11 protein-coding genes are annotated in these 17629 nt (G+C 35.2%); 8 read left to right on the top strand and 3 right to left on the bottom strand.

The features are described from left to right. Positions 1 to 9: 9 nt before the first annotated feature. On the bottom strand, positions 10 to 3180 hold the full coding sequence (gene ileS, locus AB3210_RS00925) for an isoleucine--tRNA ligase (protein ID WP_052264815.1): 3171 nt from the start codon (positions 3178 to 3180) through the stop codon (positions 10 to 12). Positions 3181 to 3318: 138 nt separating this feature from the next. Here ileS and AB3210_RS00920 point away from each other — a divergent pair, with 138 nt between their 5' ends. Further along, positions 3319 to 3552: a hypothetical protein gene (locus tag AB3210_RS00920; protein ID WP_010402600.1), complete on the top strand. Its 234-nt coding sequence runs from the start codon at positions 3319 to 3321 to the stop codon at positions 3550 to 3552. 64 nt (positions 3553 to 3616) lie between these two features. Here the strand turns inward: AB3210_RS00920 and miaB are convergent, their stop codons facing one another. After that, entirely contained in the window at positions 3617 to 4939 is a 1323-nt protein-coding gene (gene miaB, locus AB3210_RS00915) for a tRNA (N6-isopentenyl adenosine(37)-C2)-methylthiotransferase MiaB (RefSeq protein WP_052264814.1), read from the bottom strand. 665 nt (positions 4940 to 5604) lie between these two features. On the opposite strand from miaB, the gene recJ reads away from it, so the two are divergent. Next, positions 5605 to 7344, top strand: a complete 1740-nt coding sequence (gene recJ, locus AB3210_RS00910; RefSeq protein WP_052264813.1) for a single-stranded-DNA-specific exonuclease RecJ — start codon at positions 5605 to 5607, stop codon at positions 7342 to 7344. A gap of 18 nt (positions 7345 to 7362) precedes the next feature. On the opposite strand, the gene AB3210_RS00905 is transcribed toward recJ, so the two are convergent. Further along, a complete protein-coding gene (locus AB3210_RS00905; RefSeq protein ID WP_007302054.1) occupies positions 7363 to 8535 on the bottom strand; it encodes an NADH-quinone oxidoreductase subunit D in 1173 nt (390 codons plus the stop codon). Positions 8536 to 8800: 265 nt separating this feature from the next. On the opposite strand from AB3210_RS00905, the gene AB3210_RS00900 reads away from it, so the two are divergent. From AB3210_RS00900 to AB3210_RS00875, 6 genes are all read left to right on the top strand, one after another. Beyond that, positions 8801 to 9322: a cytochrome b gene (locus tag AB3210_RS00900; RefSeq protein ID WP_052264812.1), complete on the top strand. Its 522-nt coding sequence runs from the start codon at positions 8801 to 8803 to the stop codon at positions 9320 to 9322. Positions 9323 to 9327: 5 nt separating this feature from the next. Continuing rightward, positions 9328 to 10323, top strand: coding sequence for an NAD(P)H-dependent flavin oxidoreductase (locus tag AB3210_RS00895; RefSeq protein ID WP_007302056.1), 996 nt, complete (start codon positions 9328 to 9330; stop codon positions 10321 to 10323). Between the two features lie 132 nt (positions 10324 to 10455). After that, a complete protein-coding gene (locus AB3210_RS00890) occupies positions 10456 to 11820 on the top strand; it encodes a DUF350 domain-containing protein (protein WP_096097206.1) in 1365 nt (454 codons plus the stop codon). A 104-nt stretch (positions 11821 to 11924) separates the two neighbouring features. Further along, positions 11925 to 12290 (top strand): hypothetical protein, encoded by a 366-nt coding sequence (locus AB3210_RS00885; protein ID WP_007302058.1) that lies wholly within the window; start codon positions 11925 to 11927, stop codon positions 12288 to 12290. 51 nt (positions 12291 to 12341) lie between these two features. After that, positions 12342 to 14696 (top strand): type VI secretion protein, encoded by a 2355-nt coding sequence (locus tag AB3210_RS00880; protein WP_007302059.1) that lies wholly within the window; start codon positions 12342 to 12344, stop codon positions 14694 to 14696. Next, entirely contained in the window at positions 14677 to 17544 is a 2868-nt protein-coding gene (locus tag AB3210_RS00875) for a hypothetical protein (protein WP_230608986.1), read from the top strand. Before AB3210_RS00880 ends, AB3210_RS00875 begins: the two co-directional genes overlap by 20 nt. Positions 17545 to 17629: the final 85 nt, after the last annotated feature.

The raw sequence follows: 17629 nt of genomic DNA, 5'->3' as shown, positions 1-17629 counted from the left end.
TAAACATTACTAACTTTGCAACTTTATTAACTTAATACCAACTGTCAAACCTTGGTATTCCTTAGAATAGAAATCGGCCTCGATCTCTTTATTAGTGTCCAAAGATAAGGCAAGGGTCTGCTCTTTTATATACTCATCCCACCTGTTTATTGCCTCTTTAACTTTCTCATCTTCTGCTTTGATTATTACTCTGATTCTATCTGATATATGGAAATCAGCCTGCTTTCTAGTTTCTTGAATAAGCCTCACAACATCTCTTGCGAGTCCTTCTAGAATTAGTTCGTCATTGAGCTCAGTGCTCAGAATAACAACCCCTTTATTGTCATCAAATACAGAAGAATATTCACTGTTTGCTTTTAACAATAGTTCATATTCACCTTTTTCTATAGTATAGTTCTCTGTTTCATCCCCCAGAAATATTTGCTCATTCTCAATTTGCTTCCACTTTTCTTCTTTGACATATTGAACTAGTTTCTTGATTTTATCTGGAATCTTCTTACCAAGTAGCGGAAAATTTAGTTTTAGCTCTAGTGACGCAACTTCTTTCAACTCACTTACTATTTCTAGTTCTTTTACATTCACCTCATCTCTTATTATCTCTTGATATTCATTTTCAAGGAAATCGCAGGAAGACCTATGATAAATGGTCATACTGCCAAGTGGCTGCCTGATGCGCATGTTAAACGTATTTCTGATGGATAATGCAGAGTTACATATCTCTCTTACCAAATCCATCTTGGCAATGAGTTCACTGTCATATCTATCTGATTGTGGAAAATCAGCCAAATGAACAGATGTTTCTTTGTACTCAAGCCCTTGCCATATAGTCTCTGTTATGAGTGGCAACAAAGGAGCTGCAGCCCGTAGTATGTAATAAAAAACTGTGTATAGAACATTATAAGCATCAGTTTTGTCTTGATCTAAATCATTTTTCCAAAAACGCTCACGACTACGACGAATATACCAATTATTTAACACTTCAAAGAAATTCATCAGGGTTTTACAAGCCTCTTGGGAATTATAGTTGTTCATAGAAGCTTGTATACTTTCCACAGCTTCAAAACATTTGGAAATCATGTAGCGATCAATGGTACTCTGATAATCTTTACAAACCTCAGCTCTAATTCCATCTGCATTTGCATACATGGTAAAAAAGTGATAACTATTCCAAATAGGTTTTATTACGTCCTTCAGAATATCTCGTATCGATTTTCCTTCTTTGTCGAGTAGTAAATTACCACCGCAAACAATGGAACCAGATAGCATAAGAAAACGCAGCGCATCAGAACCACATTTGTCAAAAACCTCCATTGGATCTGCATAATTATTTAAACGCTTGGATAATTTCTGACCTTTCACATCAAGAACCACACCGTGGCATATGCAATTCTTAAATGGCTCACTATCAAATAAAGCAGTGGAAAGCACAAAAAGCGTATAGAACCATCCTCTTGTTTGTGCTATATATTCAGTGATAAAATCCGCAGGGAAATTTTTCTCGAACCATTCTTTATTTTCAAACGGATAGTGAACTTGCGCGAACGGCATCGAGCCAGACTCAAACCAACAATCAAACACATCAGGCACACGACGCATAACTGATTTTCCTGTTGGATCATCAGGATTTGGTCTTATCAAAGTATCGATAAATGGTCTGTGCAAGTCATCTATTTTAACATTAAAATCTCGCTCTAGTTCTGCTATTGAGCCATACACATCCACTCTTGGATATTTTGCATCATCTGATTTCCACACAGGAATTGGCGTACCCCAAAATCGATTGCGTGAAATAGACCAGTCGTGCGCTCCTTCAAGCCATTTTCCAAATTGACCATCTCTAATATGATTCGGCATCCAATTAACTCTCTTATTTAGCTCTGTCATTCTTCCCTTAAACTTTGTCACAGCAACATACCAAGAAGGCATAGTGCGGTAGATTAAAGGAGTGTCAGTTCTCCAGCAGTGTGGATAATTGTGAATATATTGCTCAGTTTTAAACCAGCTCCCCTGCCTTTTTAATTTCTTGATTACTGTATCATTGGCATCAAAAACATGAACTCCTGCCAAATCTGAAACTTCAGTAGTAAATTTTCCAGCGTTATCAACTGGACAAACAGCTCGAATATCATGGCTTTGGCAAAGGTAAAAATCTTCTTCACCAAATCCAGGAGCAGTGTGCACAACACCAGTACCATCTTCTCCTGTAACATAATCAGCAATGAAAACACGGAACGCATTCTTTGTATCTTTAAAGTAATCAAACAGTGGTTTATAGGAAAGACCTGCAAGATCACTCGCTTTAAGTTTTGTATTACAGTTTTCATATTGAATATTGCTTTGTTCACAGTGGCTGACAAATTTCTCTAAATAACTTTCAGCAAAGATGCAGACTTCACCATTTACTAACACCATACAATACTCAATATCCTCCCCTACTGCCAGTGCAAGATTGCTCGGCAACGTCCAAGGCGTTGTAGTCCAAGCAAGTAATCTACATTTTTGTTTAAATTGCTTTGGATTTTCTAAAAGTTCAAAAGCAACAGTTACAGCTTTGCTAATTTTTTCTCTATATGCATTATCAAGCCTTGTTTCAAAATTAGAGAGTGGAGTTTCACACGCCCAGCTATAGGGAACAACGCGTATTGATTCATACACCAGACCTTTATCATAAAGCTGCTTAAATGCCCACATGACCGACTCCATGAATGACTTATCCATAGTCTTATAGTCATTGTGAAAATCTACCCATCTTGCTTGTCTATTTACATACTTCTCCCATTCTGATGAAAATTTCATCACAGAAGTACGGCAATTATTATTAAATTTTTCAATGCCAAATTTCTCTATCTCAGTTCTACCAGATATTCTAAGTTCCTTTTCCGCGCCCATCTCAGCCGGTAGCCCATGGCAATCCCAACCAAATCTGCGTTCAACCCTTTTTTGCAGCATAGTTTGATATCTTGCAAATGCATCTTTTATAAAACCAGTAAGCAAGTGTCCGTAATGCGGAAGTCCATTTGCAAACGGAGGCCCATCATAAAATACAAAACAATGATCCTTGGAACGTTTCTCGACTGACTGCTCAAAAATTTTATTTTCCTGCCAAAATTTTATGATTTCCTTTTCTAGCAATGAAAAATCAGGACTGCTGCTTGTATCAGGATAATACTTCATATTCATTTTAACTGGATAAAATCAAAGAATATAGAGCTTTCTGGAAAATTACAAATCCAAAAACTCTGTTTCTATAAACATTGATAGGTATTGACATTATTATACAGCATATTAATAAATCAGACTTATTTACTTAAGTTAAAGATGAATAAAGACAATAACAGTTGGCCTTATCAGAAATTTCACGATGCTAACAAAAATAATAGTAAAAGCAGCGTTATTTGGAGATCGCTTTCTTATGAATATAATAATTCTGGAAAGGTTGAAAAAGTACACTATCAGTGGGAAAAGAAAAAAAATCCCGCAAATCTATTATATCAAGTCTCATATGATTGCGTAACAGAGAGTTGTAGTCCCTTAAGGATTAAATCTAGATAGCTTATAAACTTATAAAAACACACAAAGTGCTTCTACATGAGAGCATAGGAGCACTTTTCTCTAATTAGGCAGCGCATCCCAACAAACTATTTTGCCGAGCTTCCAATATCCTTACATTTACTATTTTATCTTTGTATTTGTCGTCAGGATCATCAACGCATACTGATTGCATGTATGGGCTTTTACCAATAATTTGATTTTGGTGTTTACCTTTTTTATCACTGAATAGAACAGGAATAGTTTTTCCTATCATACTCTGATTAAATTCAAGTTGTTGCTTGCTAATTAATTCCTGTAAACGAAGAAGACGCTCTGTTTTAACCTCTTCTGGTACTTGATCTTTTCTTTCCGCCCCTGGCGTTCCTGGCCTTGGGCTATATTTAAAACTATAAGCCTGAGCGTACTTTACTTTTTCTACTAACTTCATAGTTTCTTCAAAATCTTTTTCAGTTTCTCCAGGAAACCCAACAATAAAATCAGAAGAAAATTCGATTTCAGGTTTCAATTTGCGCAATCTGTCTATTATTTCCAAATACTCCTCTGCAGTGTGTTTCCTGTTCATTGCATGCAATATTTTATTCGAACCTGACTGCACAGGTAGGTGAACAAACGGCATGAGTTTTGATTCCTCCGCATGTACCAAGTAGAGAGATTCGTGCATATCTCTTGGATGAGAAGTTGTGTAGCGGATTCTTTCTAGCTTTTCAATTTTAGCAATGTGACTAATTAATTTTCCTAAATCCCACACCTCTCCTTCGCACTCTCCATGATAAGCATTAACATTTTGACCGAGCAAATTGATTTCCCTTGCCCCATTTGCAACTAACTTCAATGTTTCACGGAATATTTCATTTACTGGTCGTGAATACTCAGCCCCGCGTGTATATGGTACCACACAAAACGTACAAAATTTATCACAACCTTCTTGTATGGCAAGAAACGCAGAAGACCCCTGGCTATTGCCATAGCATTCATCTGGCAATTTATCAAACTTCGCAACTTCTGGAAAATCAGTATTTATTACATGACCTTTACTTCTGCTTGCTTTGACTATCAGCTCCGGTAAAACAGCGATACTCTGCGGACCAACAACAATATCAACAAAAGGAGCCCTTCTGAACACTTCTTCTCCCTCTGCTTGCGCTACACATCCAGCCACCACTATGGTCATTTCCTTATTTTTTTGTGATGAATGGATTCTTCCAAGCTCTGAGTAAAGCTTTTCTGCTGCCTTTTCTCTAATATGACAAGTATTTAATATCACCAAATCAGCTTGTTCTGCATCACTAACAACGTTGAACCCTAAAGGCTTAACTATATTCTCCATTAAAATGGAGTCATAAACGTTCATCTGACAGCCGTAAGTTTTAATATATAGGCCTTTCATATTTAAAATTCTTCACACAAATTCTAGCAAATTATACGAAAAACTGAATTCTAGTACAACAGCCAATAAAGATTGCTTGACAAACCTTCTCGCTTTCCTTACTCTGACAGTAGGGGTATTTTAAGAGCTCAAAAATCTATCTCAGTCTGCAGACTTTTCAGTCAATTTTTCAAAAAAAACGTAGTGTATCTTCTTCAGCACGTGTTCAAATTCTGTTGTATATGCGCTGCATTTTCTTTCTAATTTTTCAGGAGGATTTTATGTCCAGAATTCCAGATACTTAACCTTTATTCTTAAGCTAAAAACCGATTGGTACCTATGGTTTTTATAAAGAAAGTGCAAAAAATACTTTAAAGAATATGAAATAAAGGTAGAAAAGGTTTGAGTAACCAAAAACTGTTTCCAGGCATAAATTTGTTATGTATACCAAAAAGTAATTACACTAATATAATATTCACACTCATATTCTAATATAGATATAATACTAATTAAAGAGCATGTTATGCAAGAAGAAGTATCAGATTTTACAGATGCTCTTTGTCAAAATAAATGTGATTCCTTTCGAGTGACACTCTCCTATATCTTTCTTTAGGTTATACAGAAGTCTAACACAATTATAGAACAAACGTAAAAGTTCTGGTAAAGTAGTTTTATTTACAAAAAATATGCTACTTGATATTGAAAAATGCAGCATAACAAATGCACTGTGGAAGTTACAAGAAGCAGATCAAAGGGAGATTTTTACTCTTATACAGAGATTTGAGTTGCCAGAAATATTAGCAAGAATATTAGTTGCTCGTGGTGTTAACATAGAAAATGCACATGACTTCTTACACCCACTAATCAGATCGCTATTACCAGATCCCTTTCACCTCCTTGATATGGATAAAGCTGTTTCTCACATAGTAAAAGCAATAAACAATAATGAGAATATTGCAATATTTGGTGATTACGATGTTGATGGTGCAACGTCATCAGCATTGATTAATAGGTACCTAAGAGCGATTGGGACACACTCTATAATCTATATTCCAGATCGTGTTGATGAGGGCTATGGATTGAACACAGATGCTTTATTACAACTTAAAAAGAATGGTATTGATTTATGTATTTCTGTTGATTGCGGTACGCTTGCATATCAACCAATAGAAGATGCAAAAGTCTTTGGACTTGATATTATAGTTGTCGACCATCACCTTGGAACAGAAAAATTACCAAGTGCTGTAGCAGTTGTTAATCCCAACCGCCTTGATGAGAGCTCTCCTTATAATAACTTAGCAGCAGTTGGAGTGTCATTTCTGCTAATTGTTGCTCTTAACAGAATCCTACGTGAGCAAGGATTTTTTACCAACAAAAAAGAACCAGATTTATTTGATCTACTGGATTTGGTTGCTCTTGGAACTGTTTGCGATGTTATGCAGATTACAGGCCTAAATAGGGCTTTTGTTTTACAAGGATTAAAAGTTATGTCAGCAAGAAAAAATGTTGGCTTACGTGTTTTGTTTGACGCTTTGGGAATCCTTGAAAAACCAAGTGTTTCACGATTAGGGTTTAGTATTGGGCCATGTATAAATGCCGGAGGAAGAATTGGAGAAGCATCGCTCGGTGCAAGGTTGCTTTCCACCGATGATGATGATGATGCACATTCAATCGCGCTAAAACTAATAGATTTGAATAATGCAAGAAAAATGCTAGAAAATGAGGCTATTTTGGAAGCCACAACACAAGCGGAAAATTTTGCCCACTTAGGTGTAAATTTTATAATGGTAAGTGGTAATTGGCACCAGGGAATAATTGGTATCATTGCATCAAGACTAAAAGAGCAGTTTCACTTACCAACGATAGTGATATCTTTAAACAATGGAATAGGAAAAGCAAGCTGCAGATCAATTTCTGGGGTAGATATTGGTGCTGCGGTTCTTTCTGCAAAATTTACCAACCTAATCATTGAAGGTGGTGGTCACAGTATGGCAGCAGGATTTTCGATTAAGGAAGATAAAATAAGTGATCTACATGATTTCTTTACTGAAAGATTTGCAAACTCTACAAATGACAAAATCATAAAAGCTGATGGTATAGTAACAGCTAAAGCAATAAACTTATCCCTTTGGAATCAACTGCAGCGCTTAGAGCCATTTGGAGCTGGCAATCCTGAACCGAGATTCATCATTCAAGGAGCAAAGATAAGAAAGCCGGAAGTTATAGGAGTTGACCATATAAAATGTTTTATTGCTGACGATAATGTTATGGTCAAAGCTATTGCGTTTCGCTGTGCAAATACTGAGCTTGGCTCTGCTATTATGCAGGGTAATGTTAAAGCCATTTTGGGTAAAATCTCTATGAATTACTGGAATGGCAATGAATTTGTGCAGTTTTTAATAGAGGATGTATTGACCATTAGTTGATTTACTATTTTACAATAATTACCTATCAATCTCACCAAAGACTATGTCGAGTGAACCGATAATTGCTGCAATGTCAGCAAGCATGTGTCCTTTTGCCATGAAATCTAAGGCCTGTAAATGCGCAAAGCCAGGTGCTCTTATTCGACATCTATAAGGTCTATTGGTACCATCTGAAACTATATATACTCCAAACTCGCCTTTTGGCGCTTCAACAGCCACATAAGCCTCACCTTCTGGCACATGATATCCTTCTGAATAAAGCTTAAAATGATGAATCATAGCCTCCATGGATTCTTTCATTTCTGCTCTTGGCGGTGGAGAAATTTTTCTATCTTCAGTTTTTATTGGCCCTTCAGGCATTTTCTCTATGCATTGCTTCACCAAGCTAACAGACTGCCTAATCTCTGCCATTCTTACTAAATAACGATCATAACAGTCACCATTTTGGCCGATAGGTATATCAAAATCTAACTGATCATATATCTCATATGGCTGGCTTTTTCGCAAGTCCCAAGCAAGTCCAGCAGCACGGAGCATTGGTCCACTAAAGCCCCAATCAAGCGCCTGTTTTATTGATATTTCACTAATTCCTACAGTGCGTTGCTTCCATATCCTATTTTCCGTTAAAAGTTCATCAACATCATCTATATACTTTGGAAATTGCTCTATAAATTTTGCAATATCTTCAATCAAACCTTCTGGGATATCTGCTGCAAGTCCACCTGGCCTTATATAAGCTGCGTGAAATCTTGCACCTGAGGCCCTTTCATAGAACTCGAGTATTTTTTCTCTCTCTTCAAAGAGCCATAAAAGAGGAGTCATCGCCCCAACATCAAGTGCTTGAGAAGAGATATTTAGTAAATGATTTAGTATTCTTGTCAGCTCACAAAACAAAACACGCAAATATTTTGCTCTAATTGGAATTTCACATTGCAACAATTTCTCTACACACAACGAATATGCATGCTCTTGTGACATTGGCGACACATAATCAAGGCGGTCAAAATAAGGCAGAGCTTGAAGATATGTTTTATGTTCTATCAATTTTTCAGTGCCACGGTGCAAAAGCCCAATATGGGGGTCTGCTCTCTCGATCACTTCACCATCCATCTCTAAAACAAGTCGTAGCACCCCATGTGCAGCTGGGTGCTGAGGACCAAAATTTAGCATCATTGTCTTTAGATCAGGCATGCTTTGGTAGCTTAAGGTATTGGAATTGTATAGGGTAAAATGTGCTTAAAGTCAATAGGCTTCTTGTACAAGCTATAACTCATCGTTACAATAGAAAAACTCTCAAAAACTTCACCACTTCTTCATAATCTGATAGACAATGTTTATGTGTCACATACAATTATTGCACTTATGTTGATCAAGGCAGCGAAATTATGTATAGATAATTTTGATTGAGAAATAGTTTTTCTACTATATAAATTCTACTTTAGAGTAATCAAAATTAATGAAAGACAATAAATATAGTTTAGGTTTAAGGATCATTCATTGGTTAATGTCTGCTTTTATTATTGGCATGCTTTGTTCTGGGCTGTACATGAAAAGTTTGCCGATTAGCAGTGAAATTAAATTCAGCATATACGCTGTTCATAAGGCTTGTGGTATCACCGTTCTTGGATTAATTATAGTACGTATATTTTTTCGCGTCTTTACTTATGTTCCGCCATTACCAGCCAATTTTTCTCGATTTGTAATCAATGCGAGCAAAACGATACACTTTGGTTTATATGCTTTGATGGTGCTAATGCCACTATCTGGTTATGTCATGTCTTCTGCTTCTAGCAAAGAGATCAAATATTTTTTTCATATCCCTTTATTAATTAACCATAATGCAGATCTAGCTAGTGCAGCTAATCAGTTACACTCGATACTTGCATATTTTATGATACTCTTTATAGCCTTGCATATAATTGGTGCTTTAAAACACACATTTATAGATAAACAAAACATTTTTAAACGTATGATATAGGTTATATGTTAAGTAGCCTCTGGAAAAAAGGAACAAATTTTCTCGGTAGTGAGTTTGCCATAATGGGTGGCGCTATGAGCTGGGTTTCAGAGAGAAATTTGGTTTCAGCAATCTCAAATGCTGGTGGATTTGGCGTGATTGCTTGCGGTGCAATGTTTCCAGACTTACTGAAAAAAGAAATCATAGAGACACAGAAATTAACTAACAAACCATTTGGTGTAAATCTAATTACTATGCACCCAAAGTTGAGTGAGTTGATAGATGTGTGCATTGAAACGAAAGTAAGCCATATAGTGCTTGCCGGTGGACTACCAACGAAGCCTAATATAGAAAAAATCAAGAGTGCGGGCATTGAAGTTATGTGTTTTGCACCAGCATTAAGCCTCGCGAAAAGGTTAGTAAAAATGGGAGTAGATGCGTTAATAATAGAAGGTATGGAAGCAGGAGGACATATCGGTCCTGTTAGCACTTCTGTTCTCGCACAAGAGATATTACCTCATTTTAAAAATGAGAAAACACCGGTGTTTGTTGCAGGTGGAATAGGAAGAGGCGAAATGATAGTGAACTACCTAGAAATGGGAGCAAGTGGCTGTCAAATAGGTACATTATTTGTCTGCACGAATGAGTCAATCGCTCACAAAAATTTTAAAGAAGTATTCATCAAATCAGCTGCGCGTAATGCTGTATCTTCTGTGCAGATTAGTGCTGATTTCCCTGTAATTCCAGTAAGGGCTATAGTTAACAAAGCAAGTGACGATTTTATGGAGCATCAAAGAGACATTATTGATAAATATCAAAATGGAGAAATCTCAAAAGAAAATGGGCAGCTTGAAATAGAAAAGTTCTGGGCTGGAGCCTTAAGAAGGGCAGTAATTGATGGAGATGTTGAAACAGGATCTTTAATGGCCGGTCAAAGTGTTGGCATGGTTGATAGAGAAAAGCCTGTAAAAGAAGTGATAGATATGTTAGTTCAACAGGCAAGCAATTATGTTGAAATGTAAAATCAGTAATCAGCAAAGAAAATAGTTAGCAAATTGCTATAATTATCCGCAATAAGGCATAACTGCCCAGTTTTAATGTAAAATTAACGCTAAAGAGGTATTCATACATTTTGTTATGTATGGAGAAATGTTATGCTAAGTCGTTTTGCAAAACATCAGAAGAGTAAAGAAGATATTAATCAACAATTGTACAATGCTATATACAAAAAGGTCACAAAAAAAACACATAATAATGAAAGTCCAAAAAAGGGAGATGGGACTATCACAGAATGCATAGAATTGTTCAACAAAGAAGCTGATCCTAACATATTAATTAAATTAGCAAAATTACTGAGAGAGCAAGAAAAATATTATAATTATTACACCGAGAAATTTCTTCCAGCATTGGAAAAAGAAGTGATAGAGTCAGAGGAATTAATGAAACCTTCAGTACTTAACAATGAAGAAAAATCATCACAAAGATCACCAACAAGAAGAGGAAAAATATTAGGAATAATTTCAGAGATTACAGGGATTACTAATAAAAGTAGTGACAAAGATCATTCTAGTAGCACTATTCAAAATCAGAAAAGTCTTAGAAGTAATCAAGCAAATAGACAAAATAATACTATGGAACTATTTAACAAAAAAAGTCTTTCTGGTGAAGTTGAAATTCCCAAAAATTCAGGTATTAATCCTCTGGAAAAGGATTCTTTAGCTAAGGGTGTAAGTGGAATAGGAATCTCTGGAACATATAATTCCTTGAGAAATTCAGGTTATTATGGTGCTTCAGCACATCCTACATCAAAACAATCGCAAGCAAGAAAGGAGATCGCACAATCACAATTGAATAGTCAATCTGATCTTTCGATTGATAGTAAAGATTTAAAAAATGAAAAGCCTAATATAACTGTGAATGCTGTAGAAGTGCCAAGCGGTGCAAATACTTCTAAACTCAGTAGTAGCAGTGACTTAGATAGTGGAATAAATTCATCTAGCTTGGCATCAAGTAGCAGAAGGAACAGCTTAACTTCAGTAACAAGCATTTCATCTGAGGAAAGTGTACACTTAAAATTAAACCCTGCTGAGAAAGATAATAGTTTGCAACTAGAAGATGAAGGAAAAACAAAATTAGCACATCCGAACAAAACAAGGCCCAAAGGCCCAAGCGGAAGAATATCCCCTTCTAAACATTATAAGAAGACTGAAGAAGGGCCTCATTGTGTGATCTCAGTGACAGGCAGTAAGGTAAAAGATACAATGCAATCCAATAATTATGAAAATAATAGTAAAAACAAAAATCTTCACGTCGCACTTGTAACAAGTTCTGCTCTCTTAGCAATAGGGTGCATTGTTGCAGGAGCAATGACATCAGGATTAGTAGGAGCAGGACTGTTTGTGGTGGCTGCGGTGTTTGCTACAGCAGCTGCTGCTGAATTGTGTTCAAACTTTCTGTCAAGTAAATTGACATCCATTAGTGTGAGTCCTCTTGTTGATAATAAAGAGCTAACACGGTGATAAAAGTTAAATATGAGTTACTTATGGTGAGCAAGTGAATTCGGTTCTTGCCTATTGATGTAAAAATTGTTACATTTGAGGAGTATCTTAAAGGTATTTAGCTGATGCGTATTCAATTGGGTAGAGTTTTTGCTATTGTAGCCCTGTTAAGTTTTATCTTCATGTCATGTTCTAGCAAAGCAAGTGATGAATTGAAAAATATACCAGGAACGTTGAAAGAACTTATTTCTTCATTTTCAGTTAAAGATACTGTAGAAAATATGAATCCTTCGACAATTATAGGGTTATGTATAGCTACAGTGATACTTGCAGTAGTGTTCAGAGGCCTAATTTTTTTCATGATAATATTTGGCGTACTGATCATGATGTTTGGAAGCACAGAAAAGGCAACAGATTACCTGAAAGAAAAATTCAACTTTGCAAAGGACATACAGTTACAATCCAATAACAAAAAAGAAGATAAGGATTAAGTAAGATAGATGATTCTTTATTATCTTTTTATTGAATACGCATGATATTGTATGCAACCAAAAGTACCAGCCACTAGATCTAATTCTGAAAAAAAGAACAATTTAGCGTTACTAGAAAGTATTAATTTAGATTTTATCCCTTATGCTTGCCACTACGATGAAGAAACTATACTAACAAAACAGGGGGAATTATTAAAAATAATCAAATTAGAAGACTATTCTTCAGTTGATAACTATGGTGATCTTAGAACTGAAATTAGAAAAAGTATATCAAAAAATATCAAGAGTTTATATTTTACCGTTTGGATTCACACTGTCCGTAAGCGCAATAAACTGAGCTTACAGTGGAATAAAACTTCAGACTTTTCCGATCAGCTACACTCAACGTGGTTTAATAAACTAGTTGATAGTAAACTACAGTATATAAATGAGTTATACATTGTGGTGTTACTTAGTGATTTTGGCAAACATATTAATAATGCATTTTTTTTTGGCAGGATAAAGAATAGGCACAAGTTATTTTTACAAAAAAATCATCAAGAATTACAAAAAATAACTGACCTGATTCAAAAAGATTTAGAACCTTTTGGAGCTAAAAAACTGGGCCTTAGGTCTAGTGAAGGCAAAATATATTCTCAAATGATGGAATTTCTCCATTACATTATTACATTAACGCACAAAGATTATCCAATATGTGAAAGGGATCTATCGCAGCATGTTAAAAATTTAAAAGTAGCTTTTGGTTTCAATAAATTTCAAACATCGTTTGAAGGTCAACAGAAGTTTGGTTCTATTTTTTGCATAAAGGAATATCGAGAAATCCCCTTAGAAAATATAGATAGGTGTTTGCAACTTGACTCTGAGCTTATCATCACAGAAATAATAATATTTACTAGTAATAATAAAGCAGTAAAAGAATTCAAAAAACAAATTAATATACTGCAAATCAGTGAGGACAATACCTTACTTCAAAACTCAGGAATAAATGAAATAATAGAGCTTGAAAAAATTTCTGCTATGGATTTTTGTCAACAGAAAATTATTGTTACAATCTTTGCAGATGATAAGAATAGGTTAGCTAAAAATATCAGTGATTTATCCTCTGTAATGTCGTTAATCGGGTTGATGATGTTTAGGACTGATCTGCACATGGAAAATCATTTTTGGGCACAGCTTCCTGGAAACTTTGCTTTTGTTACACAACCAAAAAATATATTAGAAAAATATGCTTGCAGCTTTGCTATGTTGCATGATTTTACATCAGGTACGTTAAAAGGAGGAAGATGGAAAGAAGCAGTAACAGTTTTTTTTTCAAAAAAAGGCAGTCCTTACTTTTTTAACTTTCATGGAAAGAAAAATAATGGTCATACCACAATACTTGGAGCTCCAAATTCAGGTAGAACCTCACTGATCAATTTCTTACTTTCGGAATCAAGAAAATTTAACCCTAGGATTGTTATATTGGATAATACTGGAAAATCAATAATATTTACTAAAGCAGTAAGCGGCCAATATTACATAATTGATCCAAAATATAAAGATAAAAGTCTAAAATTTAACCCACTGAACATTGAAGATAGTGCTTCTAATCGCAATATGCTTGTTGAATTGATCAAAAGGATGGTTGCAGATGCAAGTTTGGTAGACGTAGAAGAAAAGACAAAAAAAATTGTAGATTCTATATTTGCTATACCAAGAGAATCGCGATCTATTTCTCAAATTTCTGAAGTGCTTTTACTTCTTGGAGGCAAAATAAGTAAATGGTGTGGTGAAGGTGAATTTGCTTACTTATTCCAAGATGGTGATGAGTCAGACATTGACTGGGGAACAAAAACTATATCCCTCAATACTGCAAATCTCACTAAGCAAAAAGAATGTATGTCCGTGATACTTTACTATTTCTTATACTCTTTCGAAGCAAAATGTGATGGCTCACCTGCAATACTTGTTTTGGATGAAGCATGGGAGATAAGTAATATTTTTCCTACAGAGGGAGAGTTTGACGACTGGATGCAAAGAATGACAAAGTTAAATGTTGTAGTAATTCTAAGTACTGAAAACTTAAACCTAGCATTTGCTAGCAAGTTTACTCAATATTTAGATAAGCATGTCGATACGAGAATCCTGATGCCGAACATCAATGCAAACAGATTATACATGAAGGCATTTTCTCTGTCGAAAGAGGAACTGAATGTCATTTTGCAAACACCAACACAGGAAGGTTTATTTTTGATAAAGCAATACAAAGGTTTAGTAACTTTAAATCTAGATTTGAAGAATATGAAAGAAATACATGTACTTTCAGCTAATAAAGAGACTATAAAGTATATGTATGAAGCAATAAAGGAAAAAGGCGAAAAAGTGAGTAAGTGGTTACCGGCGTTCTATGAAAAATGTAAAGCTTAATTTTTTATTGATATTCTCCTTGATATTTTGTCTTTCTTATCAAGGATATGCTGATTGTCCAACATTTGTAAAAAGTAATACTGAAATTGAAGCTACAGGAAGTAAAGCAGGAAAAGGTATTGCGAATTTTTTTAAAGGCAAGTGGAGCGATTTAGATTTTGACGAAAAATTATTGCAATTTATTAAAGTTACAGCAGTAAATAATCAGGAACCAGAAGGTTACTTCGATCCAAAGATTAAGGTCTGCGATTACGAAGGGAACGACAACTGTTATATATTATCCAGTGGAACATTCTGCCGCCAGATATATGGAACGCAGAGTACAGGAGCTGGAGTTTCTGCAGCAGCTTTTATAGATTGGGAAGGAGATAAAACAAAAGCTGGAGGAGAAATTGCCCAAGGTCTTGGATGGGAATGGGCAGATGGTGTTACTGATGAAGAAAAAGTAAAATTTGCTAATTCTCCTAAGATATGTGCTTGTAGTCAAAAAGGGGCTTGTATGTCAGGAATTTCTTCATGGGGCTCTAGAGTATTTTCTGGGGAAAATATTTTTCGTCCTGGAGAGATGGAAAAAGTTTGTGATACATGCTATCAAACAAAAGTAAAGTGTGCCCCTGTGCAACTTGCACCTGGCCCACCTGCATTTTGTGAACAACTTGCGATGTCACCACCACAAGTTAGAATTGTCCCTATAACAAATGAAGAAAATGATTATTTCCATCCAAGAGTTGGAGTCATTATTGGTGAGCTGAAGGAAAGAAGAGAGCTACCTTTTCCACGCGTTATTTCAAGTAATAAAAACATTCAAAGTGCTACATACTCTATTCCAGATAAAGATACCCACCATCACTTTAAAACTTATAGAAAAAAAGGTCAGCTCTGCGCTGAATATTATGGTACTGAAAAAGAAGAATCAAAAAGAAAATTACAATTTCCTGCCCGTTGTTTTCCATCACCAACTGCTCCAAAGCCTGAGGAAATAAAGGTAATAAATGAAAATACGCTAGAGGTAAAAATGAAGATGGATGAGAGAGTTTGTACTGAGAGGGCACGTGGAACTCACAATAATGGAGTCTGTACTTTTAATGTTAATGCTGACACCAGTCGCTCTATAGAAGTCGGCCCTCTATTCTTAAAAGTAGTAAAGCCGGCAATAGTAGAAAAAACAACTGGTACCGGTAACATAAAAAGCGATATCGATAACATAATAGAAGGTATATTAAAAAATAATTCGCAATTTGAAGTTCTAGAAAAATATGGATATGTTCCCGATATTGAAACAGAATGTAAAGAGCTTCAGAATGGTAAGTGCAAACTAGATGGCTCAGGATATCCAAAAGTAGAAATAAAATATAAAGAAAATCCTAAAAGTAAAATGCTATGCCTTTCTGGTTGGCAGCCAGAACCGGAGGAATTCGTTCTTGAAAAAGGAAGTGAGCTAATATCACTGAAGTCAATGAGAGCAAGCTATGCTAAACACAATACTGTTTACTCGAAAGAATCAAATCAATCTTATTATTTTCCTTGCAAAAAAGGGGGAATTATTGAATTAGTTGATGTTTTAGCAAAGCCACAAGATGCACTGAATGAAATAATATTTAATAAAAAAGGATATATTTCCATTCCTGCTGAAAATAAGTCTAGAGATAACTGCATGGCAAAAGAGGATAAAGAGGTAGATACAAAACAAAATTGTGACAAATGCAAAATAGTATATGAGTTAACAGATGGAAAGTATGAAGAAAAAAACTGTAATCACGGTGATGATGGTTGCCTCTGCTTTGATGGAGTATGTAGTCGCTCAACACAGTATGTAGATAAGAATGATAAACTATTTTACTTAAGATATGAGGAAGTGGATTGCAAGGATAAGGATGGTAAAACAGTAAAAAACGAGAAAGGTGAAATACAAAAGTGCACACAATTAAAAAATCAACCGATTAAAGCAAATAGAACAGAAGTTTTTTATGCTGATAAATTGTGTAGGTTCGATTTAGAGGGTTTAAAAAAGAGATTACGTGAAATAATAATAGCACAATTGAAACATAAGAAGCAGATTATTGAAAACAGGGATCAAAAACTTTATGAGCTTGGAGATGGCTCTACAGATGATCTGTCAATGTATGATTACGTTGAAATAGAAGCATGGGGAGGTGGTGAAGCTGGTCATATAGATGGTAAAGCTCAGTCTACTGTAAGTAGACTAGGAATGCCAGGTGATTACATTAAAGCTAAACTGAGAGTCAACCCTAGTTATCCATATATTAAAGTAAAAGTAACAGAAGGAGGTGGTGGACAAGAAAATGATAAATCTAACAAGGATGGGGGACCAACTTTAATAAAAATGTGCAGAGACTCTTCAGAAACAATTTGTAAAGATTTAATTACTGTTGCAGGCGGAGGTACATACAGAACCTATGGGGGAAAGAATTACAAAGATACAATAATTCATGAACAAAGTTTAAAATTAAAAGAAGAAATTAAGAAAGGGGACAAGCTAAACTCTAGTAAAGATAATAAAATAGCATATATAGAAAATGGTGAGATTGGGTATAAAGATGTAACAAAATGTAGTAAAAACTACGTGAATAAAACATATGGTGCTGGTGGTTGTATCAACGAAAGCAGCAAAAGTTATAGCAAGGGCGCTCCTGGTTATGTGAAAATTAAACCTATATTTGAGGAAATTAATGAAAAAAGAGTAAAAAAAATAGATGATGCTATTGAAAAAATGATACAAAATCCAGATGACATCACAGGTATTGATGATTCCTTAATAAATAAACTTGATAAAAAGATTATTGATACAATTAAAGAAGAAATTAGAAAAGAATTGTTAGGTCTATAGTCAAAGAACCCTGATGGTTGCAAATGGGGTAAAGTCGAATTTACATCACTGAGACAGATGCATGTCAAACCAGTGTTTCTTTTCT

Origin of the sequence: Wolbachia endosymbiont (group B) of Scrobipalpa ocellatella, from assembly GCF_964188425.1 — a bacterium.
Classification (GTDB): domain Bacteria; phylum Pseudomonadota; class Alphaproteobacteria; order Rickettsiales; family Anaplasmataceae; genus Wolbachia.
The sequence above is the reverse complement of the archived record's forward strand: the minus strand, read 5'-3'. Positions and strand labels throughout refer to the sequence as shown.

What these genes read in the sequence shown, in the direction of transcription:
- AB3210_RS00900 (WP_052264812.1), top strand. Translation starts at nt 8,801, where the DNA reads ATGAAAGACAATAAATATAGTTTAGGTTTAAGGATCATTCATTGGTTA.
- AB3210_RS00885 (WP_007302058.1), top strand. Translation starts at nt 11,925, where the DNA reads ATGCGTATTCAATTGGGTAGAGTTTTTGCTATTGTAGCCCTGTTAAGT.
- AB3210_RS00905 (WP_007302054.1), bottom strand. Translation starts at nt 8,535, where the DNA reads ATGCCTGATCTAAAGACAATGATGCTAAATTTTGGTCCTCAGCACCCA.
- miaB (WP_052264814.1), bottom strand. Translation starts at nt 4,939, where the DNA reads ATGAAAGGCCTATATATTAAAACTTACGGCTGTCAGATGAACGTTTAT.
- ileS (WP_052264815.1), bottom strand. Translation starts at nt 3,180, where the DNA reads ATGAATATGAAGTATTATCCTGATACAAGCAGCAGTCCTGATTTTTCA.
- AB3210_RS00875 (WP_230608986.1), top strand. Translation starts at nt 14,677, where the DNA reads ATGAAAAATGTAAAGCTTAATTTTTTATTGATATTCTCCTTGATATTT.
- AB3210_RS00890 (WP_096097206.1), top strand. Translation starts at nt 10,456, where the DNA reads ATGCTAAGTCGTTTTGCAAAACATCAGAAGAGTAAAGAAGATATTAAT.
- AB3210_RS00895 (WP_007302056.1), top strand. Translation starts at nt 9,328, where the DNA reads ATGTTAAGTAGCCTCTGGAAAAAAGGAACAAATTTTCTCGGTAGTGAG.
- AB3210_RS00920 (WP_010402600.1), top strand. Translation starts at nt 3,319, where the DNA reads ATGAATAAAGACAATAACAGTTGGCCTTATCAGAAATTTCACGATGCT.
- AB3210_RS00880 (WP_007302059.1), top strand. Translation starts at nt 12,342, where the DNA reads ATGCAACCAAAAGTACCAGCCACTAGATCTAATTCTGAAAAAAAGAAC.
- recJ (WP_052264813.1), top strand. Translation starts at nt 5,605, where the DNA reads ATGCTACTTGATATTGAAAAATGCAGCATAACAAATGCACTGTGGAAG.